General features: G+C 70.0%; 16 protein-coding genes. 4 read left to right on the plus strand and 12 right to left on the minus strand.

Features of this window, described 5'->3' with window-relative positions; translation table 11 throughout:
- Positions 1-44 precede the first annotated feature (44 nt).
- The 10 genes from ACIHCX_RS20950 to ACIHCX_RS20995 all read right to left on the minus strand — a co-directional run bounded on the left by ACIHCX_RS20950 (position 45) and on the right by ACIHCX_RS20995 (position 10,111).
- Positions 45-182: a hypothetical protein gene (locus ACIHCX_RS20950; protein WP_400031545.1), complete on the minus strand. Its 138-nt coding sequence runs from the start codon at positions 180-182 to the stop codon at positions 45-47.
- 17 nt (positions 183-199) lie between these two features.
- Positions 200-1,039: a shikimate dehydrogenase gene (locus ACIHCX_RS20955; protein ID WP_400031547.1), complete on the minus strand. Its 840-nt coding sequence runs from the start codon at positions 1,037-1,039 to the stop codon at positions 200-202.
- Positions 1,020-2,792 carry an endolytic transglycosylase MltG gene (gene mltG, locus ACIHCX_RS20960; protein ID WP_400031549.1) on the minus strand — a complete coding sequence of 591 codons (1,773 nt, stop codon included), beginning with the start codon at positions 2,790-2,792 and terminating at the stop codon, positions 1,020-1,022. Before mltG ends, ACIHCX_RS20955 begins: the two co-directional genes overlap by 20 nt.
- A gap of 125 nt (positions 2,793-2,917) precedes the next feature.
- Positions 2,918-3,382, minus strand: coding sequence for a Holliday junction resolvase RuvX (ruvX, locus tag ACIHCX_RS20965; RefSeq protein ID WP_400031551.1), 465 nt, complete (start codon positions 3,380-3,382; stop codon positions 2,918-2,920).
- On the minus strand, positions 3,382-6,054 hold the full coding sequence (alaS, locus tag ACIHCX_RS20970) for an alanine--tRNA ligase (RefSeq protein ID WP_400031553.1): 2,673 nt from the start codon (positions 6,052-6,054) through the stop codon (positions 3,382-3,384). Before alaS ends, ruvX begins: the two co-directional genes overlap by 1 nt.
- Complete coding sequence (locus ACIHCX_RS20975) at positions 6,054-6,428, minus strand: hypothetical protein (protein WP_400031555.1); 375 nt, start codon at positions 6,426-6,428, stop codon at positions 6,054-6,056. The genes alaS and ACIHCX_RS20975 overlap by 1 nt, the downstream gene beginning before the upstream one ends.
- Positions 6,429-6,437: 9 nt before the next feature.
- Positions 6,438-6,887: a DUF948 domain-containing protein gene (locus tag ACIHCX_RS20980; protein WP_400031557.1), complete on the minus strand. Its 450-nt coding sequence runs from the start codon at positions 6,885-6,887 to the stop codon at positions 6,438-6,440.
- Positions 6,888-7,075: 188 nt separating this feature from the next.
- A complete protein-coding gene (gene rpsD / locus ACIHCX_RS20985; protein ID WP_100567868.1) occupies positions 7,076-7,690 on the minus strand; it encodes a 30S ribosomal protein S4 in 615 nt (204 codons plus the stop codon).
- 348 nt (positions 7,691-8,038) lie between these two features.
- Positions 8,039-9,394 carry a replication-associated recombination protein A gene (locus ACIHCX_RS20990; RefSeq protein WP_400031560.1) on the minus strand — a complete coding sequence of 452 codons (1,356 nt, stop codon included), beginning with the start codon at positions 9,392-9,394 and terminating at the stop codon, positions 8,039-8,041.
- Between the two features lie 60 nt (positions 9,395-9,454).
- Positions 9,455-10,111 carry a vitamin K epoxide reductase family protein gene (locus ACIHCX_RS20995; RefSeq protein ID WP_400031562.1) on the minus strand — a complete coding sequence of 219 codons (657 nt, stop codon included), beginning with the start codon at positions 10,109-10,111 and terminating at the stop codon, positions 9,455-9,457.
- Between the two features lie 141 nt (positions 10,112-10,252).
- Here ACIHCX_RS20995 and ACIHCX_RS21000 point away from each other — a divergent pair, with 141 nt between their 5' ends.
- Together ACIHCX_RS21000 and ACIHCX_RS21005 are read left to right on the plus strand one after the other, a co-directional pair.
- A complete protein-coding gene (locus ACIHCX_RS21000) occupies positions 10,253-11,113 on the plus strand; it encodes an ABC transporter ATP-binding protein (protein WP_400031564.1) in 861 nt (286 codons plus the stop codon).
- Complete coding sequence (locus tag ACIHCX_RS21005; protein ID WP_400031566.1) at positions 11,110-11,955, plus strand: ABC transporter permease; 846 nt, start codon at positions 11,110-11,112, stop codon at positions 11,953-11,955. The genes ACIHCX_RS21000 and ACIHCX_RS21005 overlap by 4 nt, the downstream gene beginning before the upstream one ends.
- A 76-nt stretch (positions 11,956-12,031) precedes the next feature.
- Here the strand turns inward: ACIHCX_RS21005 and hisS are convergent, their stop codons facing one another.
- Together hisS and ACIHCX_RS21015 are read right to left on the minus strand one after the other, a co-directional pair.
- The gene (gene hisS, locus ACIHCX_RS21010) at positions 12,032-13,294 is read right to left on the minus strand and encodes a histidine--tRNA ligase (protein ID WP_400031568.1); all 1,263 of its coding nucleotides are present in this window, start codon (positions 13,292-13,294) and stop codon (positions 12,032-12,034) included.
- Between the two features lie 13 nt (positions 13,295-13,307).
- Positions 13,308-14,021: an MBL fold metallo-hydrolase gene (locus ACIHCX_RS21015; RefSeq protein WP_400031570.1), complete on the minus strand. Its 714-nt coding sequence runs from the start codon at positions 14,019-14,021 to the stop codon at positions 13,308-13,310.
- A 178-nt stretch (positions 14,022-14,199) separates the two neighbouring features.
- Here ACIHCX_RS21015 and ACIHCX_RS21020 point away from each other — a divergent pair, with 178 nt between their 5' ends.
- Both ACIHCX_RS21020 and ACIHCX_RS21025 read left to right on the plus strand, forming a co-directional pair.
- Complete coding sequence (locus ACIHCX_RS21020; protein WP_400031572.1) at positions 14,200-15,033, plus strand: peptidylprolyl isomerase; 834 nt, start codon at positions 14,200-14,202, stop codon at positions 15,031-15,033.
- A 146-nt stretch (positions 15,034-15,179) separates the two neighbouring features.
- Positions 15,180-16,409 carry a DUF349 domain-containing protein gene (locus ACIHCX_RS21025; RefSeq protein WP_400031574.1) on the plus strand — a complete coding sequence of 410 codons (1,230 nt, stop codon included), beginning with the start codon at positions 15,180-15,182 and terminating at the stop codon, positions 16,407-16,409.
- Positions 16,410-16,427 lie beyond the last annotated feature (18 nt).

Below are 16,427 nucleotides of genomic sequence, written 5' to 3' on the forward strand. Positions count from 1 at the left end.
CCGGGCACCCGGGGCCCGGGTTCGGCGCCGGGGCCGCGCCCCGGTCAGGCGCGGTCGGGACGGTGGCTGCCGTGATCGGTCGTGTCGAGGACCTCGGCCTCGGGGATCGTGGACCAGCCGGTGGCGTGCGGCGGGATCGCCGGGAGCACGACCTCGGGATCGGCCTCGGGGCGCAGGTCCACCAGGGCGGCACGCGGCCCTAACGGGCGGCGAGGGCGCGTTCGCCCGCCTTGCGCATGGCGTCGAGAGGTGCCTGCGAGCAGCCCGTCATCTGTTCGACCTGGAGGACCGCCTGGTGCACCAGCAGGTCGAGGCCGCTGACGACGGCGCCGCCGGCCATGGACCAGCGGGCCGCGAGGGGCGTGGGCCACGGGTCGTAGAGGACGTCGAAGAGGGTGACGGGACGCTCGGGGACGCCGTCGGCGAGCGCGTCCGTGGTGCCGGCCGGGGTGGTGGCGATCACCAGGGGTGCCTTCAGGGCCTGCCTGGCGTCCGCCCAGTCCGCCGTGCGGACCTCGACGTCCAGCCGCTCACCCCACTGCCGCATCTCGGCCGCGCGGGCCTCGCTGCGGACGTAGGCGACGACCTCGCCGGTGCAGACGCGGGCGAGCGCGGCCAGCGCGGAGGAGGCGGTGGCACCGGCGCCGAGGACCGCCGCCGAGTCGACCTGCTCGATGCCGTGCTCGCGCAGGGCGGCGACCATGCCCGGCACATCGGTGTTGTCCCCGACCCGGCGGCCGTCCGCGGCGCACACGACCGTGTTGACCGCCTCGACGGAGGCGGCGGTGTCGCTGATCTCGTCGAGCAGCGGGATGACCGCCCGCTTCAGCGGCATGGTCAGCGACAGCCCGGCCCACTCGGGTCCCAGGTCCTCGAAGAACGCGGGCAGACCTGCCTCGTCGATCTCGAACCGGTCGTAGGACCAGTTCGCGAGCCCCAGTTCCGCATACGCCGCCCGGTGCAGCACCGGGGAGAGCGAGTGGGCGATCGGCGAACCGAGAACAGCCGCCCGACGGGCGTCAGTTGCCCTTCGTGGCATCGAACTTGTCCTTGAGCTTGAGGAACTCGGCATACGTCTTGGCGAACTCGGTTTTGTGTGCACCGTCGGTCGCCACGAAATAGATCCAGCCGTCCTGGGTCGGATTCAATGCCGCATTCAACGCCTCGTCGCCGGGGTTTCCGATCGGTCCGGGCGGCAGGCCCGTGCGGGTGTACGTGTTGTAAGGGTCGTGGTTGCTGTTGATCTCTTTTTCGCTGATGTGGATGTTGCTCTGGCCCTTCAGGTAATTGAAGGTCGAGTCGAACTGCAGCAACCGGTTGGTCTCGGTGTTGGTCGGCTTCAGACGGTTGTAGATCACTTCCGACATCTTGCGGAAGTCGTCGTGCGTCTTGCCCTCGGCCTGGACCAGGCTCGCCACGGTGAGCAATTGCCAGGGCCCTTCGAGGTCCAGGCCCTTGGCCTTCTTCTCCAGACCCAACTCGTTGTACTTCCCGTTGGCCCGCGCCACCATCTCCTTCAGGACGGCCTCGGGCTTCTGCCCCTTGGCGACGGCGTAGCTGGAGGGGTAGAGGAACCCTTCCAGCGGGTCCTTCAGGTTGGGATGGTTCAGCGCCCAGGAGGGCAGGCCGAGGTTCTTGTACTCCTTCTTCGCGACGCCGGCCGTGGTGCCGTCCGGCAGTTCGAGGCGCTTGTCGATCAACGCGTAGACCGCCACGTTGCGCAGGCCCTCCGCGAGGACCAGGTTGCTGCGGCTCTTCGGACTGAGCATCAGTTCGACCGCGCTGGCGGCCGACATCTGCTTGCGCAGCGTGTAGATTCCGTCCTGGATCGAGTTGCCATTGGGGTTCTGCTTCTGCGCCGCCACGAACGCGTCGACGCTCTTGACCACGCCCGCCGTCTTCAGCGCCCGGCCGATGTCGTAGCCGCCCGCGCCCTTGGGAATCTCGACGGTCACCATCTCGTTGATTCCGTCGCCCGAGTAGTCCGGGGCGGAGCCGAAATGGCTTTGGTAGAACTGGTAGCCGTAGTAGAGGACTCCGACCGTACCTCCGCTGAACACCAGGGCGACGACCAGGCAGGCACAGCCGCTGCGGCGCTTCTTGCCCTTGCCGCCGCGGCCCTTGCGGTCGCCCCGCCCCCGGCCCTCGTGCGGATCGTCGCTGTCGTCGTCCTCGTCGTCGCCGTCCGCGAAGAACGCGTGTTCGTCCTGCTCGGGTTCGGGATCCCAGTCCGGTTGCGGCTCCGGCTCGGCCCGCCGGCGGCTCGGCGGCTCCGGCGGCGGGTAGGCCTCGGGGGTGCCGTAGGGGTCGGGCTGCTGCGCGCCGTGGCCCCCGGCCTGCCGGCCGTACGGATCGGCCGGGTCGGCGGGGTACGCGGGCTGCTGCTGCCCACCGGCGCCGTCCCAGCCGCCCTGGCCGTATCCCTGTTGCTGGAGGTGCGCCGGGTACTGCTGGTCGTACTGCTGCTGACCGTACTGCTGACCCTGCTGGCCCTGCTGGCCCTGCTGGCCGTACTGCTGCTGACCCTGGGGGTCGTAGTACTGCTGGCCCTGCTGGTGGCCCTGGTTGCCGTAGTGCTGCTGCGGGTACTGCCCGTCGTAGCCACCGGGCTGCCCGGGGCCCCACTCGCCGTACTGCGGTTGCTGCGACTGCTGCGGATGGTGCTGCGGCCCACCACCGTAGGGGGACTGCGGGCCCGCCTGGGCCTGCTGTCCTCCCCATCCGCCGTCCCCGTACAACGGGTCCTCCGGATGCCACGGTTCGGGGCCTGGACCCCGGCCATACTCAGTCATCGATCCCCTAGAGCCGCGAGGCGCGGGGTGCCACGGCTGTGTGGCCCGGCTCCCGTTCCGCCTCTTGTGCTGTGCGTCGTCTGTTCGAACACCGGCGCATCGCGCGGAACGTTACCGTACCGCGATCAGATGACCACTTCGACGCCCTCGCCGGGTGCTTTCCCTGACCCTCGTTCGGATTCCAGGGCCTGCTGGAGGATGATGACGGCCGCGGCCTGGTCGATCACGGAGCGTCCCTTCCTGGACTTCACTCCGGAGGCGCGCAGTCCCTGGCTGGCCGTCACCGTGGTCATCCGCTCGTCCACCAGGCGGACCGGCACCGGGGCAATGCCCTTGGCCAGCTCGCCGGCGAAGGCGCGGACCTTGACCGCGGCCGGTCCCTCGCCCCCCTTGAGGGAGCGCGGGAGACCGACGACGACCTCGATCGGCTCGTACTCCGCGACGAGCTGCCGAAGGCGGCGGTGTGCCGCGGGGACGTCCCGGCCGGGAACCGTCTCCACCGGGGTGGCGAGGATCCCGTCGGGGTCGCACGAGGCGACCCCGATCCGGGCGTCCCCGACGTCGATCGCGAGCCGACGTCCTCTTCTCATCACTTGGCCGTTTCCGCCACGAGCCGCTCCACGGCGTCCACGGCCTCGCCGACGGCGGCCGGGTTCTGCCCGCCGCCCTGGGCGACGTCCGGCTTGCCGCCACCGCCGCCGCCGAGGGTCTTGGCGGCCGTACGGACCAGGTCACCGGCCTTCAGACCGCGCTCGCGGGCCGCCTCGTTGGTGGCGATGACCGTGAGCGGCTTGCCGTTGTTCACCGTGAACAGGGCAACCACGGCGGCCCGGCCGCCCTGGATCCGGCCGCGCACGTCGAGCACCAGCTTGCGCAGGTCGTCCGGGGTGGTGCCGTCCGGGACCTGCCCCGTGACGACGGCCACACCGCGGACGTCCTTGGCGGACTCGGCGAGACCGGCGGCGGCCTGGAGCACCTTCTCGGCGCGGAACTTCTCGATCTCCTTCTCGGCGTCCTTCAGCTTGCCGAGCATGGCGGAGACCTTCTCCGGAAGCTCCTCCGGACGGCCCTTGACCAGCTCCTGGAGCTGGGCGACGACCGTGTGCTCACGGGCGAGGAAGTTGTAGGCGTCGACGCCCACCAGGGCCTCGATACGGCGCACCCCGGAACCGATCGACGACTCGCCGAGCAGCTTCACCAGGCCCAGCTGGGCGGTGTTGTGCACATGGGTGCCGCCGCACAGTTCCTTGGAGAAGTCACCGATGGTCACCACGCGCACGCGCTCGCCGTACTTCTCGCCGAACTCGGCGATGGCGCCCTGCTTCTTGGCCTCGTCGATGCTCATGACCTCGGCGTGCACGTCGAGGTCATGGGCGAGCACCTCGTTGATCTTCTGCTCGACGTCGGTCATCACGGCCGTCGGGACGGCGGACGGGGAGCCGAAGTCGAAGCGGAACCGGCCGGGCTGGTTCTCGGAGCCGGCCTGGGCGGCCGTCGGGCCGAGGGCGTCCCGCAGCGCCTGGTGGGTCAGGTGCGTGGCGGAGTGGGCGCGGGCGATGGCCTTGCGGCGGCGGAAGTCGATCGAGGCGTGCGCCTTGGCGCCGACGGTGACCTCGCCGACCTGGACGACGCCCTTGTGGACGTACACGCCCGGGACCGGCTTCTGGCAGTCGCGGACCTCGATGACGGCGCCGGAGTCCACCTTGATGCGGCCGGTGTCGCCGATCTGGCCGCCGCCCTCGGCGTAGAAGGGGGTGCGGTCGAGGACGATCTCGACCTCGTCGCCCTCGGTGGCGGCCGGCGAGGAGGCTCCGTCGACGAGGATGCCGACGATCGTGGACTCGCCCTCGGTGTCCGTGTAGCCGATGAAGTCGGTCTCGCCGGCGGAGTCGGCGATCTCACGGTAGGCGCCGAGGTCGGCGTGGCCGGTCTTCTTGGCCCGGGCGTCGGCCTTGGCGCGCTCCCGCTGCTCCTTCATCAGGCGGCGGAAGCCGTCCTCGTCCACGGACAGGCCCTGTTCGGCGGCCATCTCCAGGGTGAGGTCGATCGGGAAGCCCCAGGTGTCGTGGAGCAGGAAGGCCTTGTCGCCGGGCAGCACGGCGGAGCCGGCGGCCTTGGTCTCGGCGACGGCGCTGTCCAGCACGTTCGTACCGGCGTTGAGGGTCTTGAGGAAGCGGGCCTCCTCGGCGAGGGCGACCTTCTCGATGCGCTCGCGGTCGGTGACCAGCTCCGGGTACTGCTGTCCCATCATGGCGATGACGACGTCGACGAGGTCCTTGACGACCGGACCGGTGGCACCCAGCAGACGCATGTTGCGGATGGCGCGGCGCATGATGCGGCGCAGCACGTACCCGCGGCCCTCGTTGCCGGGGGTGACGCCGTCACCGATGAGCATGGTGGCGGTGCGCATGTGGTCGGTGACCACGCGCAGCGAGACGTCGGAGGCGTGGGCCTCGCCGTAGGCGACACCGGTCAGCTCGGTGGCCTTCTTGATGACGGCCATGGACGTGTCGATCTCGTACATGTTCTGCACGCCCTGCAGAATCATGGCGAGCCGTTCCAGGCCGAGCCCGGTGTCGATGTTCTTGCTCGGCAGGTCGCCGAGGATCTCGAAGTCGTCCTTGCCGGTGCCCTCGCCGCGCTCGAACTGCATGAAGACGAGGTTCCAGATCTCCACGTACCGCTCGTCGTTGACGGCGGGACCGCCCTCGGCACCGAACTCGGGGCCGCGGTCGTAGTTGATCTCCGAGCAGGGGCCGCACGGGCCGGGGACGCCCATGGACCAGAAGTTGTCCTTCTTGCCCAGGCGCTGGATGCGCTCCTTGGGCACGCCGACGACCTCGTGCCAGAGCCGCTCGGCCTCGTCGTCGTCCTGGTAGACGGTGATCCAGAGCTTCTCCGGCTCCAGGCCGTAACCGCCCTTGTCCTGGGGCGTGGTGAGCAGCTCCCAGGCGAGCTTGACGGCGCCCTCCTTGAAGTAGTCACCGAAGGAGAAGTTGCCGCACATCTGGAAGAAGGTGCCGTGCCGGGTGGTCTTGCCGACCTCTTCGATGTCGGGCGTGCGCACGCACTTCTGCACGCTGGTCGCGCGCGAGAAGGGCGGCTTGACCTCACCCAGGAAGTAGGGCTTGAAGGGCACCATGCCGGCCGGGACGAGGAGCAGAGTCGGGTCGTCGGCGATGAGCGACGCCGAAGGGACGACGGTGTGCCCGCGCTCCTCGAAGAAGCTCAGCCAGCGGCGGCGGATCTCAGCCGACTCCATCAGTGGTCCTCATTCCGGTTGTACGAGTACGTCGTGTACGGGTGTTCCGAGGACGCCGGGTCCTCGACGTACTTCGGTTGGTTGCGGTTCTCGATGGCGGTGTACCGCCCGGACGGGGGCAGTTCCGGGTCGACCGGGGCGTTCAGGCCCAGTGCCTCGCCGAGTTCGGCCTCCCGCGTGGCCATGTTGTCGCGGACGTCGAGCGCGAAGCCGAGGGCGCGGTCCTTGAGCCGGTGACCGGCCTCGACCGCCTTGGTCGCCGCGGTCGCGGCGAGGCTCTCGGGGGTCAGCTGCCTGAGTTTGCGGTTGACCTTGGTGGTGGCCCACACTCCGGCGGCGACACCAGTGGTGAACCAGAACGTACGGCGGAACATCGCTAGTCCTTACTTCTCCCGGTTGTTCCGCTTCCCCCGCCGCGCGGCCGGGACGGTGCGGCCCACGATCACGGTACGCCTCGACGTCTTGCCGGGCACGTCCTCCTTGCGGCCGACCAGCGCCCGGCGCACGCCGTAGCCGAAGGCCGCGACCTTGACGAGCGGGCCGCCGAAGGTCGAGGCGACGGTGGTCGACAGCGCGGAGGCGTTGGACGTGACCTCCTGGACGTCCGAGGCGATCGCGTCGACGCGGTCGATCTGGGTCTGCGCGGAGCGCACCGCCTGGGAGGCCTCGGCCAGCAGCGGAACGGCCTGGTCGGTCACGTCCGCCACGAGTCTGGTGGTCGCCTTGAGCGTCTGGGCCAGCCTCGCCAGCGCGACGGCGAGGAAGGAGACCAGGATCGCCCAGAACACGGCCACCAGGATCCCGGCCACCTCTCCACCGGACACTGTGCGCACCCGCTCCCTGAAACGTGCCTGTACATCGAGAAAGTCGTGGCACCGAGCCTATCGCGCTGAGGGTGGGGCTCCGTACCGGATTGATGTCCGTGTGCCGGTGGCATGAACGAGCCCGCCGTCCCGCCCGCCCAGAAGGGCGGGGAGACGGCGGGCCGAGGTGGTGCTGCGGTGCTACGACCTGCCGGTGATCAGCGGGCGTAGTACTCGACGACGAGCTGCTCGTCGCAGATCACCGGGATCTCCTTGCGGTTCGGCTCACGGTCCAGGCGGAACGCCAGGGCCTTGAGGTTCACCTGAAGGTAGCGGGGGGTCTCGCCGTCGGGGGCGAAGCCACCCTCGCGGGAGACCTGGAAGAGGGTCTTCTCGCGGCTGCGCTCGCGCACCTGGACCACGTCGTCGGGACGGACCTGGAAGGACGGCTTGTCGACCTTCTTGCCGTTGACCTGGATGTGGCCGTGGACGACCATCTGACGGGCCTGGTAGATCGTGCGGGCGATGCCCGAACGCAGGACCAGGGCGTCAAGGCGCTTCTCGAGGTCGATGACCAGGGCTTCACCGGTCTTCATCGACGTCTTGGCGGCACGCTCGTAGGCGCGGACGAGCTGACGCTCGCTGACGTCGTACTGGGCGCGCAGACGCTGCTTCTCGAGCAGACGGACCTTGTAGTCCGAGTTCTGCTTGCGGCCACGGCCGTGCTCACCCGGCGGGTAGGGACGCGCCTCGAAGTACTTGACGGCCTTCGGGGTCAGCGCGATACCGAGGGCACGCGACTTCTTGACCTTGGGGCGGGACTGGTTCGCCATGAACCAAACACCTCTTGTCTTCTGTACGAATACGGCTTCACCAGGGTTAGGGGAGGTCGCATCCGCAGCCGGGGAAACCCGCCGGGACCCTGCCGGGCCCGATGGGCAGCCGCTCCCCTGGTCTGGGCACATACGTGCAGCACGCGAGTGGCCCACCGACCGCTCCCGGAGCTCCGGGTGGTGGTGGGCTGCCCGCGACACCGTTCGACGGTGCGCGACGCTCCTGGATCCCCGTCGTCCTGGACAGAACGGCGGAGTTCCGGCTGAATGTCCCGCTCTGGTGGCGCCGGTTCCCCTTTCGGGGTTCCGGACACGGAACTCAGCGCTTCAGGGAAGTCTACAGGGCGCTCACGACCGCTTCCGACCGAGGTGTTTGCGGGTCCACTCGACCGCGTCCGCGTACCGCGCCTCGGTGCCGTGCCGGGACGGGGTGTAGTACTCGCGGTCCTTCAGGGCGTCCGGCGCGTACTGCTGGGCGGCGATGCCCTCGGGCAGGTCGTGCGGGTAGACGTACCCCTGCGCGTGCCCGAGCTTGGCCGCCCCCTTGTAGTGCCCGTCCCGCAGATGGGGCGGGACCGGTCCGGCCAGTCCCTTGCGCACGTCGTCCAGGGCGGCGCCGATCGCCGTGGTCGCCGCGTTGGACTTGGGGGCGAGGGCCAGGGCGATGGTGGCGTGGCTGAGGGTCAGGGCGGCCTCGGGGAAACCGATCATGGCGACGGCCTGGGCGGCGGCGACCGCCGTGGGCAGCGCGTGGGGGTCGGCCAGGCCGATGTCCTCACTGGCGGAGATCATCAGGCGGCGGGCGATGAACCGCGGGTCCTCGCCGGCCTCGATCATCCGGGCCAGGTAGTGCAGGGCGGCGTCGACGTCGGAGCCGCGGATGGACTTGATCAGGGCGCTGGCGACGTCGTAGTGCTGGTCGCCGTCGCGGTCGTACTTCACCGCGGCCCGGTCGACGGTCTCCTCCAGCGTGGTCAGGCCGATCTCGCTCTCGCCCTTGTCGAGGGCGGCCCCGGCGGCGGCCTCCAGGGCGGTCAGGGCGCGGCGGGCGTCGCCGCCGGCGATGCGCAGCAGATGGCTCTCGGTGTCCTCGGCGAGGCCGACGGCCGACCTCAGGCCGCGCTCGTCGGTGAGCGCACGGCGGAGCAGACCGCGGACGTCGTCGTCGGTGAGCGGTTCGAGGGTGAGCAGGAGCGAGCGGGAGAGCAGCGGGGAGATCACCGAGAAGTACGGGTTCTCCGTGGTGGCCGCGATCAGGGTCACCCAGCGGTTCTCGACCGCCGGGAGCAGGGAGTCCTGCTGGGCCTTGCTGAAACGGTGGATCTCGTCCAGGAAGAGGACGGTCTCCTTGCCGTACCCGCCGGAGGCGCGGCGGGCGCCGTCGATGACCGCGCGGACCTCCTTGACGCCCGCGGTGATCGCCGACAGCTCCACGAAGCGCTTGTTGGTGGCCTTGGAGACCACGTACGCCAGGGTGGTCTTGCCGGTGCCTGGCGGGCCCCACAGGATCACCGACGAGGGTCCCGCGGGACCGCCCGCTCCCTCACCGACCAGCCGGCGCAGCGGCGAGCCGGGCTTGAGCAGATGCTGCTGGCCCACCACCTCGTCGAGGGTGCGCGGGCGCATCCGGACCGCCAGGGGACTCGCGGCCGGGTCCTTCTCCTGGCGTTCTTCACTTGCGGCGGTGAACAGGTCGGGCTCCACGCTGAAACCCTATGGCACACCGCCGACAACACGGCCGGACGGTGGATCACCGGCTCCGGCTCAGGCCCACAGGCTCGTGCCCCAGCGGGTCAGGATCAGCATGACGATGACTCCGCAGTGCGTGACCGGCAGGACCCAGGTGAACTCGGCGAGGAAGTTCTTCACCGGGCGCGGGGCGGGCAGGAAGTCGTTGCGGATGTTGAAGGAGGTCACGTACCAGAACATGACGATCGTGGCCACCCAGGCCAGCGAGCACCACAGGCACAGCGCGTTGATCCGGTACAGCGACTGGAACTGGAGCCAGGTGACGAAGCAGACGCCGAAGAGCGTGCCGAGGTTGAACGTCACCCAGTACCAGCGCGGGAAGCTGGTGCGGGCGAGCAGGCTCATGCCGACGCAGATGACGATGCCGTAGGCGACCAGGCCGAGCAGCGGGTTGGGGAAGCCGAAGACGGTGGCCTGCTTGCTCTCCATGACGCTGCCGCAGGACACGATCGGGTTGAGGCTGCAGCTCGGTGTGAAGGTCTTGCCGCTGAGCTTGCCCTCGAGGATCTTCTGCTTGTCGATCGTGATGATCCACGCGGCGAGCAGACCGGCCGCTCCGGTGATCACCAGCAGCAGGGCGAAGGCGCGGCTGCCGCCCACCGTCCGCGGTGCGGGCACCGCGCGCTCCGGCTCGGTCTCCGCGGGGACGTGTTTGACTGTCGTCTTGCTCATCACGCCGATTCCGTCACTTGTGGGTGGGACCTTCTTCGGGCACGGCCATTGTGCCGCACGTGTGCGCGTGAGCACCGTCAGGTGGACACGAAGGTGTGCACAGTCGTATCCGAACGTGCGGTTCCGGACCATGCTCGGAGCATGACAGGAAACGAACTCGCGGTGGACGTACGGGGGCTGCGCAAGCGGTACGGGGACGTCACTGCGGTCGACGGAATGGACCTCGCCATCAGGAAGGGCGAGGTCCTGGGCCTTCTGGGACCCAACGGCGCGGGCAAGAGCACCACGGTGGAGATCATCCAGGGCCACCGCTCACGGGACGCGGGCGAGGTCTCCGTCCTGGGGGCGGACCCGGCAAGCGCCCCGCGCGCGTGGCGCTCGCGCGTCGGAATCGTCTGGCAGGACGAATCGGCGCCCGCCGAGTTGACGGTCCGCGAGACCGTGCGGCACTTCGCCCGCTACTACCCCCGGCCGCGCGACCCGGAGGAGGTCATCGCCCTGGTCGGCCTGGAGGCGAAGGCGGGCAGCCGGACCAAGGCGCTCTCGGGCGGCCAGCGCCGCCGGCTGGACGTGGCCCTCGGGGTGATCGGCGGCCCCGAGCTGCTGCTCCTGGACGAGCCGACGACCGGTTTCGACCCGGCGGCCCGGCGCCGGTTCTGGACCCTGATCCGCACACTCGCCCAGGAGGGCACGACGATCCTGCTGACCACGCACTACCTGGAGGAGGCGGAGGCCCTCGCGGACCGGCTGGCGGTGGTCGCCCAGGGCCGGATCGTCGCCGAGGGCACCTCCCGCGAGCTGCGGGAACGGCACGGCAGCGGCGCCACCGTCGAGTGGACGGACCCCGACGGCACCCCGCACACCGAGCACACCGGCACCCCCACCAGGACCGTCGCCGATCTGGCGCGCCGCTTCGACGGCGAGATACCCGGCCTGCGGGTGAGCCGCCCCACGCTGGAGGACGTCTACCTCCGGCTGACCGGACAGGAGGACGCGGGATGACCACGACCGCCGCAGGCACCCGCACCGAGGCGGCCACGTCGCGCGGGCCCGGGGCGTGGGGACTCGGGCTGCACCAGGGCGCCCTGGAGATCACGCAGTTCTTCCGGCAACGCGATCAGGTGGTGTTCACCTTCGCCTTCCCGGTGGTGTTCCTGTTCCTGTTCGCGTCGATCTTCCGCAACGACGTGCACGACGCCGGCATCACCACCGCGCAGCTGTACGTCCCGGCGATGATGGCCTCGGGCATCATGTCGACCAGCTTCCAGTCCCTGGGCATATCCATCGCCGTCGAACGGGACGAGAAGGTGCTGCGCCGGCTGCGCGGCACGCCGATGCCGCCGGCGGCGTACTTCCTGGGGAAAATCTGGCTGGTTCTCTTCACCGGCCTGCTGGAGACGGCGATCCTGCTGCTCGTCGGCTCCACGGTGTACGACGTCCCGCTCCCCTCGGAGGCGTCCCGGTGGTTCGACTTCGCCTGGATCTTCGTCCTCGGCCTGACCGGGTGCGCTCTGCTCGGCATCGCGATCAGTTCGGTGCCCAGGTCGGCGAGGAGCGCCAGCTCGGTGGTCGTCCTGCCGTTCCTGGTGCTCCAGTTCATCTCCGGGGTGTACATCCCGGTCGACACCATCCCCGACTGGATGCTGAACGTCGGCGCGCTGTTCCCCCTGAAATGGCTCTGCCAGGGCCTGCGCGGAGTCTTCCTGCCGGACTCGGCACGGGTGCTGGAACAGGCGGGGAGCTGGGAGTTCGGGCGGATCGCCCTGGTACTCGCGGCCTGGTGCGTCGGCGGCCTGGCGCTGTGCCTGCTCACGTTCCGCTGGAAGGACCGGCGCAAGGAGTGAGACCGGGGCCCACCCAGAACGGCGAAGGGCGCCGGGTGCCCGACCGAGCACCCGGCGCCCTTCTGCACGCGGGGCGTCAGCCGAGGCGGGATTCCAGTTCCGCGACGATCTCGTTGACCGCGATCGCCGTCTGCTCGCCGGAGTCCATGTCCTTGAGCTGGACGACGCCTTCGGCGAGGTCGCGTTCGCCGGCGACGAGCGCGTAGCGGGCACCGGACCTGTTGGCCGCCTTCATGGCGGCCTTGAGGCCCTTGTGACCGTAGGAGAAGTCGGCGGCGATGCCCACCTTGCGCAGTTCGGAGACCTTCGCGAACAGCACCCGGCGCGCCTCCTCGCCGAGCGGAACGGCGAACACGCTGGTGCTGGACGGGAGTTGGAGCTCGACTCCCTCCGCCTCCAAGGCCAGGACCGTACGGTCCACGCCCAGCGCCCAGCCCACCGACGGCAGGGCGGGGCCGCCGATCATCTCGGACAGGCCGTCGTACCGGCCGCCGCCACCCACCGCGGACTGGGAACCGAGCCCGTCGTGCACGAACTCGAAGGTGGTGCGGGTGTAGTAGTCGAGTCCGCGGACCAGCTTGGCGTCGTCCTCGAAGGCGACCCCCTGGGCGTCAAGGAGCGCCCGCACTTCCTCGTGGTACGTCTTGCAGGCGTCGCACAGGTAGTCACGCAGCAGCGGTACGCCCGTGAGCTGCTTCTGGACCGACTCCCGCTTGTCGTCCAGGACGCGCAGGGGGTTGATCTCGATCCGGGCGCGGGTGTCCTCGTCCAGGTCCAGGCCGCGCAGGAAGTCCTGGAGGGCGGCCCGGTAGACCGGGCGGCACTCCTTGTCGCCGAGGCTGTTGAGCAGGATGCGGAAGTCGCTCAGGCCCAGCGAACGGTAGGCCTGGTCGGCCAGGATGATCAGCTCGGCGTCCAGGGCCGGGTCCTCGGCGCCGATCGCCTCGGCACCGACCTGCGAGAAGTGGCGGTACCGGCCCTTCTGGGGGCGCTCGTAGCGGTAGTAGGAGCCGGAGTACCACAGCTTGACCGGCAGGTTGCCCGCCTTGTGGAGGTTGGCCTCCAGGGCGGCGCGCAGGACGGAGGCGGTGCCCTCGGGCCGCAGGGCGAGCCTGTCGCCGCCCTTGGTCTCGAAGGCGTACATCTCCTTGGTCACGATGTCGGTGGACTCGCCGACCCCGCGCGCGAACAGCTCCACGTTCTCGAAGCCGGGGGTCTCGATGTACCCGTAGCCGGAGTTGCGCAGCGGGGCGGCGATCGCCTCGCGGACCGCCAGGTACTTCGCGGAGTCCGGCGGGATCAGGTCGTACGTGCCCTTGGGGGCCTTGAAGGTGCTCACGGAAGGTCTCTCGTCACATTCCTCGTCGGGGAGCGTCGTCCAGGTCCGCTCCCGGGCCGGCGGCCACCTGCCGCAGATAGGGGTTGGTGGCACGCTCCCGGCCGATGGTCGTCTGGGGGCCGTGGCCGGACAGCACCACGGTCGAGTCGTCGAGCGGCAGGCACACGCGGGCCAGCGAGTCGAGCATCTCGGCCATGTCACCGCCGGGCAGGTCGGTGCGTCCGATGGAGCCGGCGAACAGCAGATCCCCGGAGAAGAGGACCGGCGGGATGTCCGCGGCCTCGGGCATCCGGAAGGTCACCGACCCCTTGGTATGGCCGGGCGTGTGCGCGACGGAGAACTCCAGGCCGGCCAGCTTCAGCGCGGCGCCGTCGGCCAGTTCCCTCACGTCGTCCGGCTCCCCCACGGTCAGCTCGCCCATGAGCGGCATGCCGATGGAACGGCCGAGCGCCTTCTCGGGGTCGCTCATCATGTACCGGTCGGCCGGGTGGATCCAGGCCGGTATGTCGTGGGCGCCGCACACCGGGACGACCGAGGCCACGTGGTCGATGTGGCCGTGGCTGAGGACGACGGCGACGGGCTTGAGCCGATGCTTCCTGATCGCTTCCTCGACGCCTTGGGCGGCCTGGTGGCCGGGGTCGATGATCACGCACTCCTCACCGGCGGCGGGGGCGACGAGGTAGCAGTTCGTCCCCCAGGCCCCGGCGGGGAACCCGGCAATGAGCACGATCGTCCTTCGTTGTGTCGATACGGGAGGGCATCAGGCGGCTGAGCCCGTTGTCAGAGCCTACCGGCGCTGCCGGATCCTCAGGTAACCCATATACGGTACGGGGCACACGCGGGTGGCCGCCTCGAGCGACCCACCCGTACCGGTGGACACATGAGACGCATGAGGAGAGAACGCGGTGGTCAGCCAGGAGCAGCGGCGACGTCAGCTCGCCCGGGAGAAGTTCTTGCGGCAGCAGCAGCGGCGCACCGCCGCGCGGCGCAAGTCACACGTGCGCAACTCCGTGATCGCGTCGGTGCTGGGCGTGGTCCTCATCGGCAGTGTCGCGCTGTACACGACCGGGGTGTTGAAGAGCGGCAAGGACGACAAGGCCAACGCGAGCGCGGAGGTCACCCCCAGCGCCTCGGCCACCAGCAAGGCCCCGGACCCGTGCGCCAAGCCGGCCGCGGGCTCGGTGAAGAAGCTGAGCTGGCCCAAGGAGCCGGCGATGACGATCGACAAGTCGGCGAAGTACACGATGACGCTCGACACCACCTGCGGCGCGATCGACCTGGACCTGAAGGCCTCCGCGGCACCGCACACCGTGAACTCCTTCGACTTCCTGGCCGGCAAGGGCTTCTTCGACCACACCAAGTGCCACCGGCTCACCGCGGAGGGCATCTACGTCCTGCAGTGCGGCGACCCGGAGGGTACGGGCCGGGGCGGTCCCGGATACACGATTCCGGACGAGAACCTCAAGGACAAAAGCCTGAAGGGCGACGTCTATCCGGCGGGCACCGTGGCGATGGCCAACACGGGGCAGGAGCACTCCGGCGGAAGCCAGTTCTTCCTGGTGTACCAGGACAGTCCGCTTCCGCCCAGCTACACGCCTTTCGGCACCGTCTCCGCGTCGGGTATGAAGGTGCTGAAGAAGATCGCGGACGCCGGGGCGGAGCCCGCCGATCCGCAGACGGGCAACACCGCCCCGAACGCGACCGTGGTGATCAACAAGGCGACGGTGACGAAGTCCTGACGTCAGCGGCGGCGGGCCGGGAAATTTCGGTCGCGCTGGATGCGGACAGGTCACCCGCCGTTCGCCTATGTTGGCGGTGACGAAACTGTGGACGATGCCCGGGGGAGCTTCGAGGCCCTCCGCAGGCATCATGTGGAGGAGGCGCTGTGAGCAGCGACCCGTGGGGCCGCGTCGACGAGACGGGGACCGTGTACGTGCGAACGGCCGACGGCGAGCAGGTCGTCGGTTCCTGGCAGGCCGGCTCCCCTGAGGAGGCGTTGGCCTACTTCGAGCGCAAGTACGAGGGCCTGGTTGTCGAGATCGGCCTCCTCGAGAAGCGAGTGCGGACCACCGACCTGTCGGCCAAGGACGCCCAGGTCGCCGTCGACCATCTGCGGGAGCAGGTCGACGCGCACCACGCGGTCGGCGACCTGGCCGCGCTGCGTGCCCGTCTGGACAAGCTGGTCGAGACGGTCGAGGCCCGCCGTGAGGAGCGCAAGGCGCAGCGCGCCCGGCAGGCGGACGAGGCCCGGCACGCCAAGGAGGCGCTGGTCGTCGAGGCCGAGGAGCTGGCCCGTTCCGACCAGTGGCGGGCGGCCGGGGAGCGGCTGCGCGCGCTGGTGGACACCTGGAAGGGGCTGCCGCGGCTGGACCGCAAGTCCGACGACGAGCTGTGGCACCGCTTCTCGCATGCCCGGTCGGCGTTCTCCAAGCGGCGCAAGGCGCACTTCGCGCAGCTGGACGCGCAGCGCGAGGACGCCCGCAAGGCCAAGGAGCGGCTGGTCGCCGAGGCCGAGGCACTGTCGGGCTCGACGGAGTGGGGCCCCACCTCGGCCCGCTACCGCGAGCTGATGACGGAGTGGAAGGCCGTCGGCCGTGCCCAGCGTGAGCACGAGGACGATCTGTGGAACCGCTTCCGCGGCGCCCAGGACGTCTTCTTCGCCGCCCGCAGCGCGGTGTTCGCCGAGCGGGACGCCGAGCAGGCGGAGAACCTCAAGCTGAAGGAGGAGCTGGCCGAGGAGGCCGAGAAGCTCCTGCCGGTCACGGACCTGAAGGCAGCCCGGGCCGCCTTCCGCTCGATCAACGAGCGCTGGGAGGCCATCGGCCATGTGCCGCGCGACGCCCGTCCGCGGGTGGAGGGCCGGATGCACACGATCGACCGGGCCCTCCAGGAGGCCGAGGAGACCGAGTGGCGCCGGACGAACCCGGAGGCGCGCGCCCGCGCCGAGGGTCTGACCGGTCAGCTCCAGGCCGCCGTGGACAAGCTGAAGGGGCAGATCGAGCAGGCTCGTGCCCAGGGCAACACCGCCAGGGCCGACAAGCTCGAGAGGGAGCTGGAGGGCCGCCAGGCGCTTCTGGACCAGGCCCTGAAGGGCCTCCAGGAGTTCGGCGGCTGACCACCGGACACCACCCCG

Origin of the sequence: Streptomyces sp. NPDC052043, from assembly GCF_044548235.1 — a bacterium.
Taxonomy (GTDB): Bacteria; Actinomycetota; Actinomycetes; order Streptomycetales; family Streptomycetaceae; genus Streptomyces.